Origin of the sequence: Enterococcus faecalis (genome assembly GCF_029024925.1) — a bacterium.
Classification (GTDB): Bacteria; Bacillota; Bacilli; order Lactobacillales; family Enterococcaceae; genus Enterococcus; species Enterococcus faecalis.
In genome coordinates, this window is the sequence record NZ_CP118962.1 from 1,878,873 (window position 1) to 1,896,248 (window position 17,376).

Consider the following 17,376-nt stretch of genomic DNA (forward strand, 5'->3'; position numbering starts at 1 on the left):
AACTCTCCTACTTTTTTCTTAAATTTCGCCATAGATAAACGGATTTTCCGCTTCAAATTCTTTTAAGGTTGGATGTTTTTGATCCTTTTCTGACGTAATCGCTTTTTCTGGCGCAATTGGCCAATCAATAGCTAACGCTGGATCGTTAAAAGCAATACCGCCGTCTGCTGCCGCATTGTAGTAATTATCACACTTGTACATAAAGTTCACGTTCGGTGTCAAAGTGACAAAACCATGGGCAAAACCTTTTGGTACTAAAAGTTGACGGTGATTATGTTCTGATAAAATGTAGCCTTCCCATTGGCCATAGGTTGGACTCCCTTTACGAATATCAACAATCACATCTAATACCGCACCTGTTACAACACGAATTAGTTTTGTTTGCGCAGCTTCGCCTTTTTGAAAATGCAATCCACGCAAGACACCTGCTTCTGTTGATAATGAATGATTATCTTGGACAAAGTCAAAGTCTAATCCATGTTCTGCAAATTTAGCTTTGGAATAACTTTCTGTAAAAAAGCCACGATGATCACCGAAAACATCCATTTCGATAATTTTGACATCTTGTAATTTTGTATCAATAACTTTCACGTTTCTTCGCTCCTATTCTGCTGCTAAACGTAGCAAGTATTGGCCGTAGCCATTTTTCTTCAATGGTTGTGCCAATTCTACCAATTGTTCTTTTGTAATATAGCCCATTCGATAAGCAATTTCTTCCAAACAAGCGACTTTTAAATTTTGACGTTTTTCAATTGTTTCAATAAATGTTGACGCTTCTAATAAGGATTCGTGTGTGCCTGTATCTAACCAAGCAAAGCCACGGCCCATTACCTCAACAGAAAGTTTATTTTTTTCAAGGTAGACTTTATTAACGTCTGTTATTTCTAATTCCCCACGTTCTGAAGGTTTGATCCCCTTCGCAATTTCAACCACTTCATTGTCGTAAAAATACAAACCTGTCACTGCGTAATTTGACTTCGGTTGTGCTGGTTTTTCTTCAATAGAAAGCGCCCGCATCTCTTCATCAAATTCTACCACGCCGAAACGCTCTGGATCATTTACATGGTAACCAAAGACTGTTGCCCCTGACTCTTTAGAAGCCGCTCGTTGCAACATTTTTGATAAGCCACCACCATAATAAATATTGTCCCCTAAAACTAAGCAGACACTATCATCACCAATAAATTCTTCACCAATAATAAATGCTTGCGCCAAACCATCTGGGCTTTCTTGCACCGCGTATTCGATATGAATGCCTAAATCATGGCCATCGCCGAATAAGCTTTCAAAACGTGGTGTATCTTCTGGTGTAGAGATAATCAAAATTTCATTAATTCCCGCCAACATTAACGTTGACATTGGGTAATAAATCATTGGTTTGTCGTAAATTGGCATTAATTGTTTTGATGTTGCTTTTGTTAACGGATATAAGCGTGTCCCGCTTCCGCCTGCTAAAATAATTCCTTTCATGAACAATCTCCTTAAATAACTTCTATTTTTAGTTTCTATAAAACCAAATATCCTTCCCTATTATCGCATTAAGCATAGGGTTTGTCATGTTTTTTACGTAAATTTTACAAATCTGTAAAAGTTTAGCGCTGTTCCTTTAAACGCTGATGTAAAGCTTTTAATAAATTCACACGCCAATTTAATTTTTGTTGGAAACTTGTTTTGGTAATAATGGGGCTGACATTCGCTCCATGTCTTCGGTAAAGCACTAATGGTTCTTTAATGAGACCCGTTTGCTTCTTCCGTGCAGCTAATAAGCCAATCCACATATCATGCATAGGAACTTCTGGCGGAATGGGTAAAATGACGTTTTTCATTTCTTGACGAAAGGCCATACCTGCCCCAATATAGCCACTTTTTATCGCATTTCGCCAAAACCCTGGTTTGACTTTTCGAAACTTAAAATAAGAGGGATTGGTAACTTGTAAATCCGCATCAACAATTTTCAAGTCACTAATAACCACTTGGATGTCAGGGTGCGCTTCAAAATATTCTGTCACCGTCGTTACTTTATTTGGCAACCAAACATCATCTTGATCTGCTAAAAATATTACTTCGCCTTTCGTATGCGTAAGCGCAAATGCAAAATTAGCAATCACTCCTTGCCCTGGACCTTGTAACAATTGAATTTGGGGATAATTCGCTGCATACGTCCTCAAAATTTCCAACGTATGATCAGTAGAACCATCATCTGAAATAATTAGTTCATCTTCTTCACTGACTTGTAAAAGAATACTATCTAATTGTTCCGCGAGATATTTTTCTCCATTATATGTCGCAATACAAACTGAGATCATAGATTATCCTTTCATTAACTTGAGAAATTCTGCCAATGTTTGCCGCCAAATTTGGCGATTTTTGACAGTTAAAAATTGCTTACTACTGCGTAAAAATAAATGGCGTCGATGATGGGAAAACTTTTCTTGATCATATCGACGATAAAATAACGTTTCTGCTTCAATAATAGAGCGATAACGTTGAGGACTCATTGTACGATAATCTAAAACAGACAATTCTTGTTTTAGGTGGATTGGTAAGACTTCAATCTTTTTATTGGCTTGATTTAATTGATAAAAGAACCAATGGTCTAAATAGTCCAAAGGAAATTCTTCCGAAAATCCTTCCAACCAGCGTAGCGTTTCTGCCGTAATAACTGTACCAGAATTGATAGCCATCAACGGTTGGTTGGCTATCCCTGCTGTTGGCTTTGCTCCTTTAAGCCCAACGTATTGATCACTATATACTGGCGAAATTTGTTGTCCATTTGCTTCTACAATTGGAACATAGACTGCCACAGTCGGATCTAATGGCATGATGATCAACGTATCAAAATAAGAGGCTGGCACTTCTGTGTCTTGGTCAAGGAGCAACAATAATTCACATTGATTCGCTTGACTAAAAGCAATCGCTTCATTATAAGCGGTCGCTAGTCCTGGATTATCAGGATTATGTCGATAAGTAACATTTGGTTGTAAAAATAATGCATCTTCTTGAGGAAGTGGACTGTTGTCATAAATAAATAAGTGCAATTGGGGGTGGTCTACCACTTCTTTTAATAACAAATAATTCGGCGTATCAGCCATTTTCATTTGATATAAGACGATGACTACCGCTAATCTTTGACTCATTAAAAGAACCTCCAGCCCCATTTGTTAAAAAATTTCCCCATTGATTGCATAAAGATTTTAAACAATTTTCGACTTTTATGGGCGCCCTTTTCATACATGTGAACAACCGTTTCAAAAGGCGTATAGAGAATCCGATAGCCTGCTTTGCCAAAGCGTAAACATAAATCGTTGTCTTCAAAGTACATGAAGAAACGTTCATCGAACCCACCAATTTCAACGAATTTTTCACGATCAATCAACATAAAACAGCCTGAGCCCATTTTAATATCCGTTGTTTCTGTATCCGACAAATCGCGACATTCATAAATACTCAAACGTTTATCAAAAATTTTCTTTACAAATTGAAAGGGAATAAAACGTAACATATAATCGAAGACATCTAATTTTTGACGAACTAAATATTGCGTCGTGCCATCTTCATTTAACACTTTAGGGCTAACGACTGCAATGTTCTTATCTATTTTGATACGGTCTAATAAACGATCAAGCACGTCTTTAGTAACCAACACATCGGGATTAAAAATAATTGCATACTTTGTCGAAGCATTGAATAACACTTGATTATGACCATGACCAAACCCTTGATTTTCTTCAGCGCGATGGATAGTAATAAATGGTTCATATGTTGTTAATTTTTCAAGATACGCTGTTTCAGAATGATTGTCATAGATATGAATATCATAGATACTATCAGTACCTAGTTCGGCTTTTAATTGGTCTAGTACATTAAAAATGTAACGACTATTATAAGTGACAATCGAGATTGTTACCATTTCTTGCATGCTCATTTCTCCTTACTACTGAAACATCGTCTTAAAAAAAAAGCATATGTTTCACACATATACTTTTTTAAGTTTAATGGAATTATATCATAGGTTTACGCTCTCGCAAAGCAACCTAAAGATTTCTTTACTTTCTCTTAGAATGCTTGCCAAGTCGCTTTTTCATTTGCTCCTGACGATATTCACGATTCCCTAAAATCCGTAACAAATACATCAACGGTTGATGCCCTTCGCCAACTAGACCGATTAGTTCAATGAATAGTTCTAAGCCAATTAAACAAAAGACAATTAATAAAATTGATGCTACTGTACTTGAATAGCTGAACAATAAAGAGACAAAGGAAAAAACTAACGCTAATGCATAAATAGTCATGACCGCCCCTTTATGGGTAAAACCTAAAGATAACAAGCGGTGATGTAAATGCATTTTATCTGCTGAGGAAATGGGCTTCTTGTTCAATAGCCGTCGAATAATTGCATAAACCGTATCCGTAATTGGCACACCTAAAATCACCATTGGCGTAATTACCGTAATAAACGTAGCATTTTTCAAGCCCTGTAACGACATTACTGCAATCATAAACCCGAGGAATAACGCCCCGGTATCTCCTAGAAATATTTTAGCCGGATAAAAATTGTATGGGAAAAATCCCGCAATGCTCGCAACTAAAATAAAAATAACAATTGGGATATAGACCGTTTTAGCATGTAGGAAAAAATACCCTGTAATACCAATCGTGGTTAATCCAATAATGGATACGCCTGATGCTAAACCATCCAAACCATCAATTAAATTTACTGCATTCGTAATCGCTAAAATCCACAATAAAGTTAGTGGTAAACTAAACCAGCGCAAATCAATCATTCCAACAACTGGCAACGTCACAAAATCTATCCGAATTCCAGCAACAAAATAAATAACTAATGCTGCTAACAAAATACCGATTGTTTTTTTCATTGGAGTAATCTCTTTAATATCATCAATGAGGCCTGTCAAAACAACCATTCCACCAGCCAAAATAATCGGCCAAATATAATCTTGTGGGATAATCGAACGAAAAATCAATAAACATGAACTAGCAAAAGCAATGTAGATTGCAAGTCCTCCTGCTGTAGGCATATTTTTGGTATTGATTCGTCGCTCTCCTGGTGCATCATAGGCGCCAATCCGAAACGCTAGAAGCTTAACAAGTGGTGTTAATAGCAAAGATAAGATAAATGTCATAAATAAACGTATCAAAACTTCATAAATAAATAGTGACATAGTCGAACCCACTTTCTTCTCGTTCAGGGTATATTATACCGTAAACTGAAGCATTTACAAGCTGAAACATGTGTTCTGGCAACGGTTTAGACTTTTTTAAAGAAATCCATTTATTTTTTCTTTTTAAACCATCTAAACAAGCGTTGTTCAAAACTTGGTTGTTTTTTTTCTTTATCTCCAGATAAGTATTCATCGACAACAGCGTTGACAATTGCTCCTAAAATAATAATCGTGGCAGCAAAATTCAGCCATAACATTAAGATGATAAAACTCCCGATGATTTGATAACTTGCGATTCTAGAACTAAAATATTTTACGTACAAACCAAAAATTTGTGATAATAACATCCAACCGACTGTCGAAAAAATAGCCCCTGGCAAAATGGAACGTAACGATAATTTCCGATTAGGAACGACCGCATAAATCAAACACATAATCACTAATAAAACAACGGTCGTTAACGGCCATTTTAACGCTTGGAAAGTATCGATCACAGATGTTGAGTAGTGGAAAATTGGTTGCAGTAATTCAATAATGTACTGACCCAAACCTAAAATTACTACTACACCAACAATCGCTACCATAAATAACAAAATAACTAAAAATGAGACCACTCTTACGAGAATAAAATTTTTCCTTTGTTCGACACCAAAAGCTTTATTCATCGCGTTTTGTAGTGCATTAATACTTTGACTGGCACTCCAAAATGCTGCTAAAGCGGAAACAGAAAGCAACCCCCCTGAACGTTGAGTCAATAGTGAACGAATCGCTGGTTCTAAGTTCTTATAAACATCTTTCGGAATGGCCTCTGCAATATAAGGCAACACAGAATTAGGGTCGATTCTTAAATAAGGTAAGACATTGCCCACCGCAATCAGTAATGGAAACAGCGAGAGTAATAAATAATAGGCAACAACCACTGAGCTGTTGCCTATTTCGGCTGTGACCATGTGACTTTGCGTTGTCTCAATAAAACGCATCAAAGATTGATTCTTTTTGATGTTGTCGAGAAACTTCATCACACACTCTCCTTATTAATAAGTCAATTCTTCGCCTTGTGACGTTAAGATTCTTGGACCTTCTTTCGTAATCGCTAATGAATGTTCATATTGACAACTTAGACCGCCATCTTCAGTATAAGCAGTCCAACCATTTGGGTCCATTTTCATGCGCCAAGTTCCTGTGTTAACCATTGGCTCAATGGTAATAACCATTCCCTCTTTTAAACGTAGTCCTTTACCTGCTTCACCATAGTGAGGAATCATTGGACTTTCATGAATAGTTGGGCCAATGCCATGACCTACAAAGTCGCGAACTACGCCATAGCCTTCCCCTTCTACATACGTTTGAATTGCATGACCAATGTCGCCAATTCTATTTCCTACTTGTGCTTGGTCAATCCCAAGATATAGCGCTTTTTTGGTTACTTCCATCAAGCGGTCAATTTCAGGTGTTGATTCACCCACGACATAAGACCAGCATGAATCAGAGATTGCGCCTTTTAAGTCGACACACATATCTACTTTGATTAGGTCGCCATCTTTTAATACTTTTTTACGAGGAAATCCGTGGCAGATTTCGTCGTTGATACTACAACAAGTAGCATATTTGTAACCTTCATAGCCAATTTGAGCCGCCACGCCACCATGACTTTCAATAAAGTCTCTCACAAATACTTCAATATCCCAGCTTGTAATGCCAGGTTTAATAAACGTCCGTAAATGACGGTGAACATCCGCTAATAATTCCCCTGATTCATCCATCATTTCAATTTCTCGTGGTGATTTTAATGTAATCATACTATCTCTCCTAAACTTGTTTCATTCAAATTATTTTATCACATTTTTTGCAAAAAAGATTGTTCAAACACCAATTTTCAAAAAGTCCCTTAATAAAAGCACTCGCTAGTCTTTTATAAGAAATGCGCATCTGCTATAATAAGTGACAGAATTGTATGAGGGGGAAGAAAGTTTATGACGTTAGCTAAAATTGTGTATGCAAGCATGACTGGGAATACAGAAGAAATTGCCGACATTGTTGCAGAAGCATTTGAAGATTTAGAATTAGAGGTCGAAATTGATGAGTGTACGCAAGTCGATGCCGCTGATTTTGAAGAGGCCGATATCTGTGTAGTAGCTACATATACGTATGGCGATGGCGATTTACCTGATGAAATTGTCGACTTTTATGAAGACTTACAAGAGATTGATTTATCAGGAAAAATCTTCGGCGTTTGTGGTTCAGGAGACACGTTTTATGATGATTTTTGTAAATCGGTGGACGACTTCGAAGCAGTCTTTACTCAAATTGGGGCAAAAAAAGGCGCCGACAGCGTTAAAGTTGATTTAGCCGCTGAAGAAGACGACATCCAACGTTTAGAAGAATTTGCGAAAAAATTAGCAACTGCCGCAGAATAACTACGTTGAAATAAATAAAAAAAACACCAGAAAAAAATGGCTAGTTCCCATTTTTCTCTGGTGTTTTGATATTCCTAATTTAAAAATAAAATACTGTAATTTAATGCTGCCGCAAAAGTAACCCAAAGAATATAAGGAATCATCAACCAGCCACGCGTTATTAATTTATAACGCAAGTAGTCCCACTGTTGAACTATTAATAATAGCCATAACAATGAGATATCAATCACAGATAATAAATTATTTTGTAAAGAAAAAAAGAAAAATGTCCAGAAAAAGTTCGCAATAAATTGTAAAATAAATAGCGTAATCATCCGTTTTTTCTGTTGTTTATTTGGATGAACTAAGATGAAATAAAAAGTAATGCCCATAAAAATATACAACACCAACCACACTGGTCCAAATAACCAGCCTGGCGGAGCAAAACTTGGTAATCTCAACGCTTGATAATATTCTCTCGCATTTACTGAAAATAAGCCCGACAAGAGCCCTAGTCCGGTAATTCCTACAATACTTAGCCATAAACGCTTATCTTTCACTCGGTTCATGTTTTTTGCCCCTTTCTATTTCTCTTCTTTACTGTAGCATGGTTGCGAATAATCTACCATTAATACACTTAACAAAAAAAGACCGTTCTTTTAAGAAACAGTCTTTTGCTGTAACCTCACAGAAGTTATCAGCATGAGGTTACACTTTTTTTAATTTTTATAGGTCAATATCAATTGGTTCATCTCGTTCAAGAATTGCTTCAATACTATCTTTCATTAAATGAATGATTTGTTCTTCTGAAGGATGGATAATTCCAGAAGTCATCAACGCAGCCACACCAGTAGCGACCACCCATGTTCCCATGTGTAAAGAGTCAATTTGAACATCGTTTAAATTAGCATACTCAGGATCAGCTTTTACCGCTTCAGTAAAATAGTGATAAGAGAATTCTTGCATTTTTTTGCCGCCACCATATTCTTCTAAATAAAGCGCACGGTATAGCTTACTTTCACTTGTCGCAAAATGAATATAGTTTAAAGCCAAATCAACAATTGTATTCCCAGTATGTTTTACTGGAAAGACTTCTTTCGCTAAGTATTTATGAATTTTTTGGAATAAAGCATCGCGTAAATCATCCATGTTTTTAAATTCCAAATAAATCGGTTGGGTGGAACATTTCATTTTATTAGCAATATTACGTGCAGTGAACTTCGAAAATCCTTCAGTGGCGACTACTTCATAGGCAGCTGTTAAAATCTGCTCTTTCGTAATGGTTTTTTTTCTTGCCATAATTCCCTATCCCCTTTATTCATTCATATACAACGCTTCCAAATAAATGCTTATGGTTATTGTAACACGATTTTTCTATTATGCAAAATTAGAACAACTCTTTGTACAAAAGTTCACTGAGCGGGAGCACGACAACTTTTACCCCAACTTAAAATAACAGTTGATAAAGGCTTTATTTCGTTGAGTTCCCCGCTCTTCCGTGTTATGATATGAGCAGTCATTACCCATCAAATTGAAGGAGGAATCACGAATGACCTTAGAGAATTTTAATGAAAATCTAAAGAAATATGCACGTTTAATTGCTGAAACGGGTGTCAATGTTCAGGACAATCATACGGTTGTTTTACAAATCAGTGTCAATCAAGCGCCCCTTGCCCGCTTAATTACGGAAGAAGCTTATCGCTTAGGCGCGGCCGAAGTAATTGTTCAATGGAGCGACGAAACCATTCAACGTGAATTTTTAGCTCATGCTGCAACTGATCGTATTGAAAATGTTCCTCAATATAAAATTGATCAAACCGATGATTGGATTGCCAAAGGCGCAAGCCGAATTAGCGTGGTTTCTTCTAATCCTGATGCATTAGCTGGCGTGGATGCACAACGTGTAGCAGCTTTCCAAGCGGCTAATGGGAAAGCATTGGTCAACCTACGAAAAGCAACGCAAGCCAACAAAGTAAGTTGGACTGTTGTAGCTGCTGCTAGTGAAGGCTGGGCAGCTAAAGTCTTTCCAGAATTAGCAACAAGTGAAGAACAAGTTGATGCACTTTGGAATGAAATTTTCAAAACAACACGAATTTATGAAGAAAACCCAGTCATTGCTTGGGATATCCATGATAAAAAATTACAAGAAAAAGCGGCTGAATTAAACGAACAACAATTTACTGCTTTACACTACACAGCTCCTGGGACAGATTTAACGATTGGTTTGCCTAAAAACCATTTATGGGAAGGCGCTGGTAGTTATAACGCGCGTGGGGAAGAATTCATGGCTAATATGCCAACAGAAGAAGTTTTCACCGCCCCAGATAGTCGCCGCGTTGATGGTTATGTTTCTAGTACAAAACCACTAAGTTATGCTGGCACAATCATTTCGGGAATGAAATTTACATTTAAAGATGGAAAAGTTGTTGACTTCTCAGCTGAACAAGGCGAAGAAGCATTGAAAAATCTCTTAGCTATTGATGAAGGTGCCAAACACCTAGGGGAAGTTGCTTTAGTACCTGACCCTTCACCAATTTCACAATCCGGTTTGATTTTTTATAATACATTGTTCGATGAAAACGCCTCTAATCATTTAGCCTTTGGTTCGGCCTATGCCTTCAACTTACAAGGCGGCACGGAGATGAGCGAAGAAGAATTAGCTGAAGCTGGTTTAAATCGTAGCCAAACACATGTGGACTTTATGGTAGGATCTGACAAAATGAATATTGACGGCATTAAGGAAGACGGGACGATTGTTCCAGTTTTTAGAAATGGCGATTGGGCATAGTCCTACCAAATGTTGAAACCAAAGTTTTTAGCTCCAAGAAATAAGAAGAAACTGCTTTTATTCAGTAGGTTCTTTTAAAATTTAGAAAGTGAGGCCTAAGTTGCAGCGATTTAGGCCTCACTTTCTTATGCTAAAAAATCAATTGCATTCGAAGGACCTTTAACGTTATAATCAAATTGAAAGCGGATTCTTTTACACGATATAAGTTTACTTTTAAATAAAAGAATTTTTTTCAAAAAAGGAGAATTGGAGAATTAACATGGGATTATTTGATGGATTATTAGGGAATGCAACACAAAATAACAATGAAACAGCTGAAAAAGAATTACGGGATGTTTTAATCCCTAACGAAAAAGTAGATATGGCCTTCACTTTAGTAAGAGATTTAATTGTCTTTACAGATAAACGCTTAATTTTAGTCGATAAACAAGGAATTACAGGTAAAAAAGTTGATTATAAATCGATTCCCTACAAATCTATTTCACGCTTTTCTGTTGAAACTAGTGGACATTTCGACCTAGATGCAGAACTAAAGATATGGATTTCAAGTGCTGAGTTACCTTCAGTAAGTCTTCAATTTAGAAAAGATAAAGATATTGTTGCTATTCAACAAGCTTTAGCAGCTGCTGTATTATCTTGAATCCACAAAAAAAGACAGGAAAGCGACCAACTTTCCTGTCTTTTTAATTTTAGATAAAATAAAAAAGGCTTCTCAGCCTTGATACGTTCCTTATTCAATCAGACACATGGCGGCACTTGCTTAGTCTTTCAAGCGTATTTTACGACTATTTATAGCCTTGTAAAAACACTGTTAAATCAAGAATATTATAATTTAATACTATATATTTTTTTACAACCTTTTACAATTTTTGCCCCTTTTTTGCCCCTTTATTAATAGCCTTAGCTTTTTGACTCTTTTTTTTTATTATATTTTTATAGTATGGTATAGTTTTTTACAGCAGTTATTTACATTACTAAATTTATGAATAGATTGAAAGGAATGATTACAAATGAAGAAATCTCTTTCGCTGGTCTTTGCATTATTATTACTAACAGCTTGTACTAATGAAAATACGAAAACAGAAAATACAAAAGGGTCATCTACTACTGTCACCTCTACAGTAAAGGAATCATCTAATAATAGTATAAATGAAAAAAACATACTGTCCACTAACACAACAACTACTTCAACTGCTGACAGAAAATCATCCCAAACTGAAGAAGAACAATCACATACTGAGGATCCAGCTAGTTTGTCTTCTTTTGTTGGTGGCTGGGGTATTCCGCAAAGTGGTAATTTCTTTTTCATTAATCCTGATGGAAAAATGTCTGGATCTGGCCAGCCAAACGGAGTCATTCAGAGTCCTAATTTTCTAAGTAATGCTGACGGAAGCATTACAATGAATTTTATAATTAATAATACCTCTCTCTCATTTACAAAAAACTTAGATGGCACTTTATCTACTGAAAATCAAATCTATAGTTATCTTGGAAACATTACGCTAGAGCAATGGCTTGAACTTAAAAATAAAGGACAAATGTCATCTGAACAACAAACTGGAATCCTAGAAGCATCTTCTCAGACACCTTAAAAATATCCATCATGTTAATTTTTTAAGTCATCTTAGCTGACTCTATCTATTTTTATAATTATATATAGTATATATAGTTTTTTCATACAACTAGCTGTTGATATTAATAAGTGATTTGTCGAAACAAGAACTATCTAATTACTTGTTTTTAATTAAAACTGGAATTTGAGGTGCTCTTATTTTATAATTAATGTACTGTATAAATATATTTTTGGTAATTTATAGGTTATTTTATTTAACTAGTAAGACTTTTTTCAAAAAAGTTTTTTTCTATTTAGCAAATATGTGTTTGTTAGTATGATTTATGAAAAATTCAAAACTAAGTAAATTTATATGGTTAAGAAATAAAACGATAGGAGAAAAAAATGAAATATTTTTTTAAAGAAAACAAAGGCTTAGCCATCTACAGCTTTTTGATGGTCTTTGCTACTTATGGTATTAAACTATTTAACAATACTTACGCTATTGATACTATGCACTTAATGACTAACTACAGAGGCTACTTAAAACATTGGGTTTCAATTGGTAGACCAGGATTAGTAGCTTTAAAGCTTTTAACATACAACTATGTAAATGTTTATTTTTTAAATTTGTTAGCTATTATTTTCTTTGCTATCGCCACTATCTTGTTATGCTATTATGTTGATCTTTCAACTAAGCAGATTTATAACAAAAAGTATTTATATGTTATCCCAAGTATTTTTCCAACCAGTCAATTATTTAGCGAACAATTTTACTTCGTCCTACAAAATTTTGAATTTTCATTAGGTATCTGTTTGGTTATACTTTCTCTCATTGCTATTTACCATATTCCCAATAAAATTTTTAAATTATTTGGCTTTTTGTTACTGACGTTTACACTTACTATGTATCAATCATTCTTTGTATTTGCGTGTACCTTAATTTTATTCAAGATTTTAATGGCATTGTATTTTGCTCAGTTAAATGATCTTAAAATTTCTTTTAAAGACTATGCCTTCAAAATCGGCCATTTTATTCTACTAGCTATTTCATCTCTCGTTCTATCTCAACTAATGGCGATGTTAGCGAAAAAAGTTTTAAACGTTGAAAGCTCCTATCTAGATAATATGATTCTTTGGGGTAAACGCCCCTTGATAGATTCTATCAACGATATTAAAGATTACGCCAAAGAACTATTCTTCCCTCCAGTCGGAGACACTTTTTTTACACCGCTGTTTTTGATATGTGTTCTTTTACTGGTCATTGTATTAATTAATATGTCCTATCTGAAACGCAAAAATGTTTTTTTCATCTTTATTACCTTGTTAGGTATTCTAATCACTCCACTCATGTTTACAGTTTTAGGTGGAAAACGTCCGGCAATTAGAGGTGAAGTACCTAACTTCCCTGCTGTTTTAGCGTTATTACTCATCTTTATTATGATTTACTGGGGATACAACTTTGTGCTTAAACATTTATTAGTTGGCATAGTAATTATCTTTACTTTTATTCAAGTTCGGGAAACAACCAACCTAGAATATTCTGAGTATCTAACAGCGGAAGAAGATTTACGTACTGCGGAAATGATTACAAATAATATTTATTCAATGGAAATTGAGAATCCAGAATCCTATAAACTTTTAATGTATGGAAATCGTTCTCCTCGGAATGTTTCGAATATAAAAGGTGAAACAAACGGTGTTTCATTATTTGAATTCATGCCTAACTCGGTGCACACTAGTTTAAATACTCTAGTTTATATGAAAACATTTGGATTAAATTTTAATGATCCTACACCAGAAGATTTTGAAAAACACAAAGCTTTACAAGCGGAAATGAACGTCTGGCCTAGTAAAGATTCCATCAGAGTGGTAGATGATTGTATAATTGTTAATTTATCAAAATAAATTTCAAACTTCTGTTAATAAAAATAACCCTATTCTATTAGGAATAGGGTTATTTACATAAAATCATTTCACTACTGGAAACATTGCCTCTAGTCGAATATACCATGGCGAAGTTTTAGGCCAATCTTTTTTATAATATACCGGGATTTCTTTTCCATTGTTTTTACGATATAGCTCTTTAACAATATTAACTTCATCATTATGATATACTCTTCGTGTATTGACCCCATTACAAAACATCATTGTAGTTGCTGAGCCATTTATATCTAAAGCTCCAGTATTCGGATTAATTGGTCGTTCATATAAACATTGCATAGTTGTCAGTCCTCCATTATTAGTAATTTCTTCAGTACTTGCATCAATTTGTGCAAGTTTACCAGGATTTTGTTTGTTTATTGAATTATAAGTTGGTATTAACATATTAAAATAATTTTGATAGCCTGTCGCGGCATAGTCTGAATTTGCTCCACCTATGCGAAATAAGCCTTTACAGTATTCTTCAATTGAATTTGCACCTTCAACATTATATAAGCCATTTCTTTTTGATAATACAAATGCATATGCTTTAAAAAAATCGTTCATGGTTGCAAAATGAATATAATAACCACCTTCACCAACTGGTCTTGCTGATCCACGACTCATATTAATTCCTAAATCAGCTGGAACGCTAAAAGGTTCTGAAATTCCTGCCCAATTATTGTCTTTACTTCCAACAATTGAAATGCTTGGATCTCCCCAATGACTTTCAATAAACATTTGTGCAATCATAAAACTTGGCTTGATATTATATTTTTTTCCAGCAGAAATGATTAGACGAATATTTGATTCTGAAATGCTTTTTCCTGCATTTAATAAAGCTCCGCCTGTATAAATTCCACCATTGCCACCGTTATTACTAGAGTCTCTGCCAGATCCATCTAAATTAATTACTTCTCGTGGATTGATTCTCTGCCATTTACCACCACGCCATACTTCAAAATGAAGATGGATACCTGTGGCACCCCCAGTTGCTCCACATAATCCAAGAACCGTTTGATTTGTTACTTGTTGTCCTACTGATACATTTATAGTTGCTAAATGCCCATAATAGGTCCAGTAGTTATCCATATGTCTGATAACAATGTAATTACCACCAATTGGATGATTTGGTACTACCTCTTCTACTGTCCCAGATTTAGCTGAATAAACAGGTGGATTAGTACCTGCTTTTGGAGCTAAGTCAATGCCTCCGTGAATTCCTGCTTGCCCTCCGCTCAAATAATCAGGTTCATCCCATTCTTGAGTTGCTTGATAAGAAACAGCAAGAGGACTTAACCATGTGTCTGCCATAATTCCCCTCCTTAATATTCTGTCCATGCGTCCATGGAGAACATATGTCCTTATCTAAAGTCTACAACTAAATACACTTTTTTTTTGCTCAAACTTCTAGCCAACCTAATTGTCGTGCTAATTCCTCTAAGAATTCACTATCCCTTCTTTTAATCGTTGATAAACTTAAATAAGTTTCATAGGCCACAATTTCATTCTTTTTACGTGGATAGCCATTTTTATACTTAGAAATAAAAATATCACGTACATCCGATGTTGCATCTGATAAAACCTCTTCAACTGTATTTAAAAAAAACTTATGAAAAACTATTTGGTTCAAACTTATTTTTTCATTTGACTTTTCTTCAAAGTATAAAGAAAAAGAAGATTGGGGATAAACTAATGCATCTTCATACTTTTTCAATTGTTTTTCTATTTTTTTATAATCACATAATAATTGACGAATATGTTTTTTTATTTCTGATTTCATACTGCCACTCTCCTAATAAATTAATGTTTGCCCTGGATAAATCAAGTTAAGATTAGTTAACCTGTTTCGTTGTGCTAAAGCTTGGTATGTCGTACCAAGCTTAGATGCAATACTTGATAAATTATCACCGTATTGAACTGTGTAAACATTGCTTACTACTGATCGATTTACTTTCAAAGTTTGTCCAGGGTAAATAAGATTTGGATTAGCCAATCCATTTAGCGAAGCTAAGGTTTGATAGTCAGTACCGTATTGGTAAGCAATGCTGGATAATGTTTCACCATATTGAACTACGTGAATAGATTCTGGTTGCTTATCGGGAACAATTGTTGCATCTGGCAATAATTCAATATCGCCTTTGCTAATCCATGACAGGATACCTTCTAACAATACTCTGCTTCCAGTTACTTCTTGCACTTTGTAGTTGTTTCCTTTTACCCAATCTGGAATAGCTTCACCAGTTGCCCATGCATCTACATTAAATTTCACTTTAACTGTGTCGCCGACTTTAACATCAGAATTCGGTGTTTTTTCAATTTCTTCACCTGCATCTGTTGCTGGAGTGTCCGTTTCTGGTTTATTGTTATCTGTATAACCACTATCCGTAATTCCTGTTAAATCTACGTTACCATCTAAGCCGCCTGCAATATAAGTGGACGTAAATTGCCAAATTCCAATGCCCTCCATACTTGGGAAATAAGCATATAGTGGTTCTGGCGTTACCTCATAGCTAGGATAGGCAGCAATCCATAAAGAGTTAGGAAACTCTTTAATAATTCTCTGATAGTCCACGTATTGTAACGTAAAAGGCTTGTAGCTATAATACATTGGCGTGTAACCTGCTTGTTTGATGCGACGCATACCATACAAAATCGTTTCTGTATTTGCGTTTACATCAGAACTAGCGCCATGCTCAAAGTCTAAAGCAACAATGGAATTTTTAGGCGTTTGAATACGTAATAAGAAGTAATCCATCGTTGTTTTCGCAATGTCCATGTTTCCCCAAGTGTCATACCAAATATAGGTGTGTGCTCGTTTTCCTTGAGCAATGGCACTTGCTACTTGCGTTTTATAGGTATACTGCTCGTAAATACCACTGGCATTGTAGCCGCCAATTTGAGCAATAGCGAATTTATCATGCGCATAACCAAAACGACCTTGTTCACCTTGATAAACGGCCCAATCAACACCTTGATCGCCTTTAGCAGCAAATACATTTAAAGGCATAAAAAATAGAGCGATTAACGCTCCGACTAAAATTTTCTTTTTCATTCGTTTACTCCTTGTCTTTTAAATTATATGCTGACACACCTGTTACTACTCCTAAAAAAGTTGCAATGGCATTGATAGTTAAAACAGCCATATCTGTTTGCTGCCATCCATAACCTTTGCCTAACGTTGCTACTAAAACAGATATGGCTGGAAGCACAGTAAGTACTCCCCATTTGATAATTTTGTAGTACTTATCTGGTAGAATCATTTTTTTGCTCCTTTCAATTCTATTATGTCGTGTTCCGCTTCTTGCATTCGACCTTCTAATTTAAAGGTTCTTTCAATTACACCATTATGTTTTTCTACTTTTTTTTCTAACTGTTCTATTCTGTAAGCTGTCAAATTGGCACTAGCTACCACTCCAATAAACGCACCAAATGTACTGCCCACTAATCCTATTACAGCAACAACTATTTCATTTGACAAAATCATTCCTCCAATTTAAAAGCCGCTTAGCTTTTTGCTAAACGGTTATTTCA

The 17,376-nt window shown here is 35.4% G+C and carries 20 protein-coding genes; 5 read left to right on the plus strand and 15 right to left on the minus strand.

Annotated elements, in window-relative coordinates; all coding sequences use genetic code 11:
- Positions 1-18: 18 nt before the first annotated feature.
- From rfbC to map, 8 genes are all read right to left on the minus strand, one after another.
- The gene (gene rfbC / locus PYW42_RS09235) at positions 19-591 is read right to left on the minus strand and encodes a dTDP-4-dehydrorhamnose 3,5-epimerase (RefSeq protein ID WP_002356893.1); all 573 of its coding nucleotides are present in this window, start codon (positions 589-591) and stop codon (positions 19-21) included.
- 12 nt (positions 592-603) lie between these two features.
- Entirely contained in the window at positions 604-1,470 is an 867-nt protein-coding gene (gene rfbA, locus PYW42_RS09240) for a glucose-1-phosphate thymidylyltransferase RfbA (protein ID WP_002364387.1), read from the minus strand.
- A gap of 122 nt (positions 1,471-1,592) precedes the next feature.
- A complete protein-coding gene (locus tag PYW42_RS09245; protein ID WP_002384299.1) occupies positions 1,593-2,306 on the minus strand; it encodes a glycosyltransferase family 2 protein in 714 nt (237 codons plus the stop codon).
- Between the two features lie 3 nt (positions 2,307-2,309).
- Positions 2,310-3,137, minus strand: coding sequence for a glycosyltransferase family protein (locus PYW42_RS09250; RefSeq protein ID WP_002389137.1), 828 nt, complete (start codon positions 3,135-3,137; stop codon positions 2,310-2,312).
- Entirely contained in the window at positions 3,137-3,925 is a 789-nt protein-coding gene (locus PYW42_RS09255; RefSeq protein WP_002359892.1) for a glycosyltransferase family 2 protein, read from the minus strand. The genes PYW42_RS09250 and PYW42_RS09255 overlap by 1 nt, the downstream gene beginning before the upstream one ends.
- Positions 3,926-4,046: 121 nt before the next feature.
- A complete protein-coding gene (locus PYW42_RS09260; protein ID WP_002366956.1) occupies positions 4,047-5,183 on the minus strand; it encodes an MraY family glycosyltransferase in 1,137 nt (378 codons plus the stop codon).
- A 110-nt stretch (positions 5,184-5,293) separates the two neighbouring features.
- The gene (locus PYW42_RS09265; protein WP_002383768.1) at positions 5,294-6,202 is read right to left on the minus strand and encodes a YihY/virulence factor BrkB family protein; all 909 of its coding nucleotides are present in this window, start codon (positions 6,200-6,202) and stop codon (positions 5,294-5,296) included.
- Positions 6,203-6,217: 15 nt separating this feature from the next.
- Positions 6,218-6,982, minus strand: coding sequence for a type I methionyl aminopeptidase (gene map / locus PYW42_RS09270; RefSeq protein ID WP_002389095.1), 765 nt, complete (start codon positions 6,980-6,982; stop codon positions 6,218-6,220).
- A gap of 174 nt (positions 6,983-7,156) precedes the next feature.
- Between map and PYW42_RS09275 the strand changes: the two genes are divergently transcribed.
- Positions 7,157-7,600, plus strand: coding sequence for a flavodoxin (locus PYW42_RS09275; RefSeq protein ID WP_002356885.1), 444 nt, complete (start codon positions 7,157-7,159; stop codon positions 7,598-7,600).
- Positions 7,601-7,674: 74 nt separating this feature from the next.
- Here PYW42_RS09275 and PYW42_RS09280 read toward each other — a convergent pair whose 3' ends face one another.
- Complete coding sequence (locus PYW42_RS09280; protein ID WP_002356884.1) at positions 7,675-8,148, minus strand: TspO/MBR family protein; 474 nt, start codon at positions 8,146-8,148, stop codon at positions 7,675-7,677.
- 157 nt (positions 8,149-8,305) lie between these two features.
- Positions 8,306-8,878, minus strand: a complete 573-nt coding sequence (locus PYW42_RS09285; RefSeq protein WP_002356883.1) for a TetR/AcrR family transcriptional regulator — start codon at positions 8,876-8,878, stop codon at positions 8,306-8,308.
- Positions 8,879-9,128: 250 nt separating this feature from the next.
- Here PYW42_RS09285 and PYW42_RS09290 point away from each other — a divergent pair, with 250 nt between their 5' ends.
- From PYW42_RS09290 to PYW42_RS09305, 4 genes are all read left to right on the plus strand, one after another.
- Entirely contained in the window at positions 9,129-10,367 is a 1,239-nt protein-coding gene (locus PYW42_RS09290; protein WP_002389310.1) for an aminopeptidase, read from the plus strand.
- Positions 10,368-10,626: 259 nt separating this feature from the next.
- Positions 10,627-11,007 (plus strand): PH domain-containing protein, encoded by a 381-nt coding sequence (locus PYW42_RS09295; protein WP_002356881.1) that lies wholly within the window; start codon positions 10,627-10,629, stop codon positions 11,005-11,007.
- Positions 11,008-11,377: 370 nt separating this feature from the next.
- Positions 11,378-11,959: a DUF4950 domain-containing protein gene (locus tag PYW42_RS09300; RefSeq protein ID WP_002389108.1), complete on the plus strand. Its 582-nt coding sequence runs from the start codon at positions 11,378-11,380 to the stop codon at positions 11,957-11,959.
- A 365-nt stretch (positions 11,960-12,324) separates the two neighbouring features.
- Positions 12,325-13,827, plus strand: coding sequence for a glucosyltransferase domain-containing protein (locus PYW42_RS09305; protein ID WP_002389311.1), 1,503 nt, complete (start codon positions 12,325-12,327; stop codon positions 13,825-13,827).
- Positions 13,828-13,890: 63 nt separating this feature from the next.
- Here the strand turns inward: PYW42_RS09305 and PYW42_RS09310 are convergent, their stop codons facing one another.
- The 5 genes from PYW42_RS09310 to PYW42_RS09330 all read right to left on the minus strand — a co-directional run bounded on the left by PYW42_RS09310 (position 13,891) and on the right by PYW42_RS09330 (position 17,329).
- On the minus strand, positions 13,891-15,156 hold the full coding sequence (locus PYW42_RS09310) for a peptidoglycan DD-metalloendopeptidase family protein (RefSeq protein WP_002388981.1): 1,266 nt from the start codon (positions 15,154-15,156) through the stop codon (positions 13,891-13,893).
- A gap of 88 nt (positions 15,157-15,244) precedes the next feature.
- Positions 15,245-15,625 (minus strand): hypothetical protein, encoded by a 381-nt coding sequence (locus PYW42_RS09315; protein ID WP_002369082.1) that lies wholly within the window; start codon positions 15,623-15,625, stop codon positions 15,245-15,247.
- A gap of 12 nt (positions 15,626-15,637) precedes the next feature.
- Positions 15,638-16,897 (minus strand): LysM peptidoglycan-binding domain-containing protein, encoded by a 1,260-nt coding sequence (locus PYW42_RS09320; protein ID WP_002389028.1) that lies wholly within the window; start codon positions 16,895-16,897, stop codon positions 15,638-15,640.
- Between the two features lie 4 nt (positions 16,898-16,901).
- Positions 16,902-17,105 carry a phage holin gene (locus PYW42_RS09325; RefSeq protein WP_002381666.1) on the minus strand — a complete coding sequence of 68 codons (204 nt, stop codon included), beginning with the start codon at positions 17,103-17,105 and terminating at the stop codon, positions 16,902-16,904.
- Complete coding sequence (locus tag PYW42_RS09330) at positions 17,102-17,329, minus strand: hypothetical protein (protein WP_002381665.1); 228 nt, start codon at positions 17,327-17,329, stop codon at positions 17,102-17,104. Before PYW42_RS09330 ends, PYW42_RS09325 begins: the two co-directional genes overlap by 4 nt.
- Positions 17,330-17,376: the final 47 nt, after the last annotated feature.

What these genes read in the sequence shown, in the direction of transcription:
- PYW42_RS09330 (WP_002381665.1), bottom strand. Translation starts at nt 17,329, where the DNA reads ATGATTTTGTCAAATGAAATAGTTGTTGCTGTAATAGGATTAGTGGGC.
- PYW42_RS09320 (WP_002389028.1), bottom strand. Translation starts at nt 16,897, where the DNA reads ATGAAAAAGAAAATTTTAGTCGGAGCGTTAATCGCTCTATTTTTTATG.
- PYW42_RS09300 (WP_002389108.1), top strand. Translation starts at nt 11,378, where the DNA reads ATGAAGAAATCTCTTTCGCTGGTCTTTGCATTATTATTACTAACAGCT.
- PYW42_RS09255 (WP_002359892.1), bottom strand. Translation starts at nt 3,925, where the DNA reads ATGAGCATGCAAGAAATGGTAACAATCTCGATTGTCACTTATAATAGT.
- PYW42_RS09290 (WP_002389310.1), top strand. Translation starts at nt 9,129, where the DNA reads ATGACCTTAGAGAATTTTAATGAAAATCTAAAGAAATATGCACGTTTA.
- PYW42_RS09245 (WP_002384299.1), bottom strand. Translation starts at nt 2,306, where the DNA reads ATGATCTCAGTTTGTATTGCGACATATAATGGAGAAAAATATCTCGCG.
- PYW42_RS09265 (WP_002383768.1), bottom strand. Translation starts at nt 6,202, where the DNA reads ATGAAGTTTCTCGACAACATCAAAAAGAATCAATCTTTGATGCGTTTT.
- PYW42_RS09305 (WP_002389311.1), top strand. Translation starts at nt 12,325, where the DNA reads ATGAAATATTTTTTTAAAGAAAACAAAGGCTTAGCCATCTACAGCTTT.
- PYW42_RS09315 (WP_002369082.1), bottom strand. Translation starts at nt 15,625, where the DNA reads ATGAAATCAGAAATAAAAAAACATATTCGTCAATTATTATGTGATTAT.
- PYW42_RS09295 (WP_002356881.1), top strand. Translation starts at nt 10,627, where the DNA reads ATGGGATTATTTGATGGATTATTAGGGAATGCAACACAAAATAACAAT.
- PYW42_RS09275 (WP_002356885.1), top strand. Translation starts at nt 7,157, where the DNA reads ATGACGTTAGCTAAAATTGTGTATGCAAGCATGACTGGGAATACAGAA.
- map (WP_002389095.1), bottom strand. Translation starts at nt 6,982, where the DNA reads ATGATTACATTAAAATCACCACGAGAAATTGAAATGATGGATGAATCA.
- PYW42_RS09310 (WP_002388981.1), bottom strand. Translation starts at nt 15,156, where the DNA reads ATGGCAGACACATGGTTAAGTCCTCTTGCTGTTTCTTATCAAGCAACT.
- PYW42_RS09325 (WP_002381666.1), bottom strand. Translation starts at nt 17,105, where the DNA reads ATGATTCTACCAGATAAGTACTACAAAATTATCAAATGGGGAGTACTT.
- PYW42_RS09280 (WP_002356884.1), bottom strand. Translation starts at nt 8,148, where the DNA reads ATGAACCGAGTGAAAGATAAGCGTTTATGGCTAAGTATTGTAGGAATT.
- rfbA (WP_002364387.1), bottom strand. Translation starts at nt 1,470, where the DNA reads ATGAAAGGAATTATTTTAGCAGGCGGAAGCGGGACACGCTTATATCCG.
- PYW42_RS09260 (WP_002366956.1), bottom strand. Translation starts at nt 5,183, where the DNA reads ATGTCACTATTTATTTATGAAGTTTTGATACGTTTATTTATGACATTT.
- PYW42_RS09250 (WP_002389137.1), bottom strand. Translation starts at nt 3,137, where the DNA reads ATGAGTCAAAGATTAGCGGTAGTCATCGTCTTATATCAAATGAAAATG.
- PYW42_RS09285 (WP_002356883.1), bottom strand. Translation starts at nt 8,878, where the DNA reads ATGGCAAGAAAAAAAACCATTACGAAAGAGCAGATTTTAACAGCTGCC.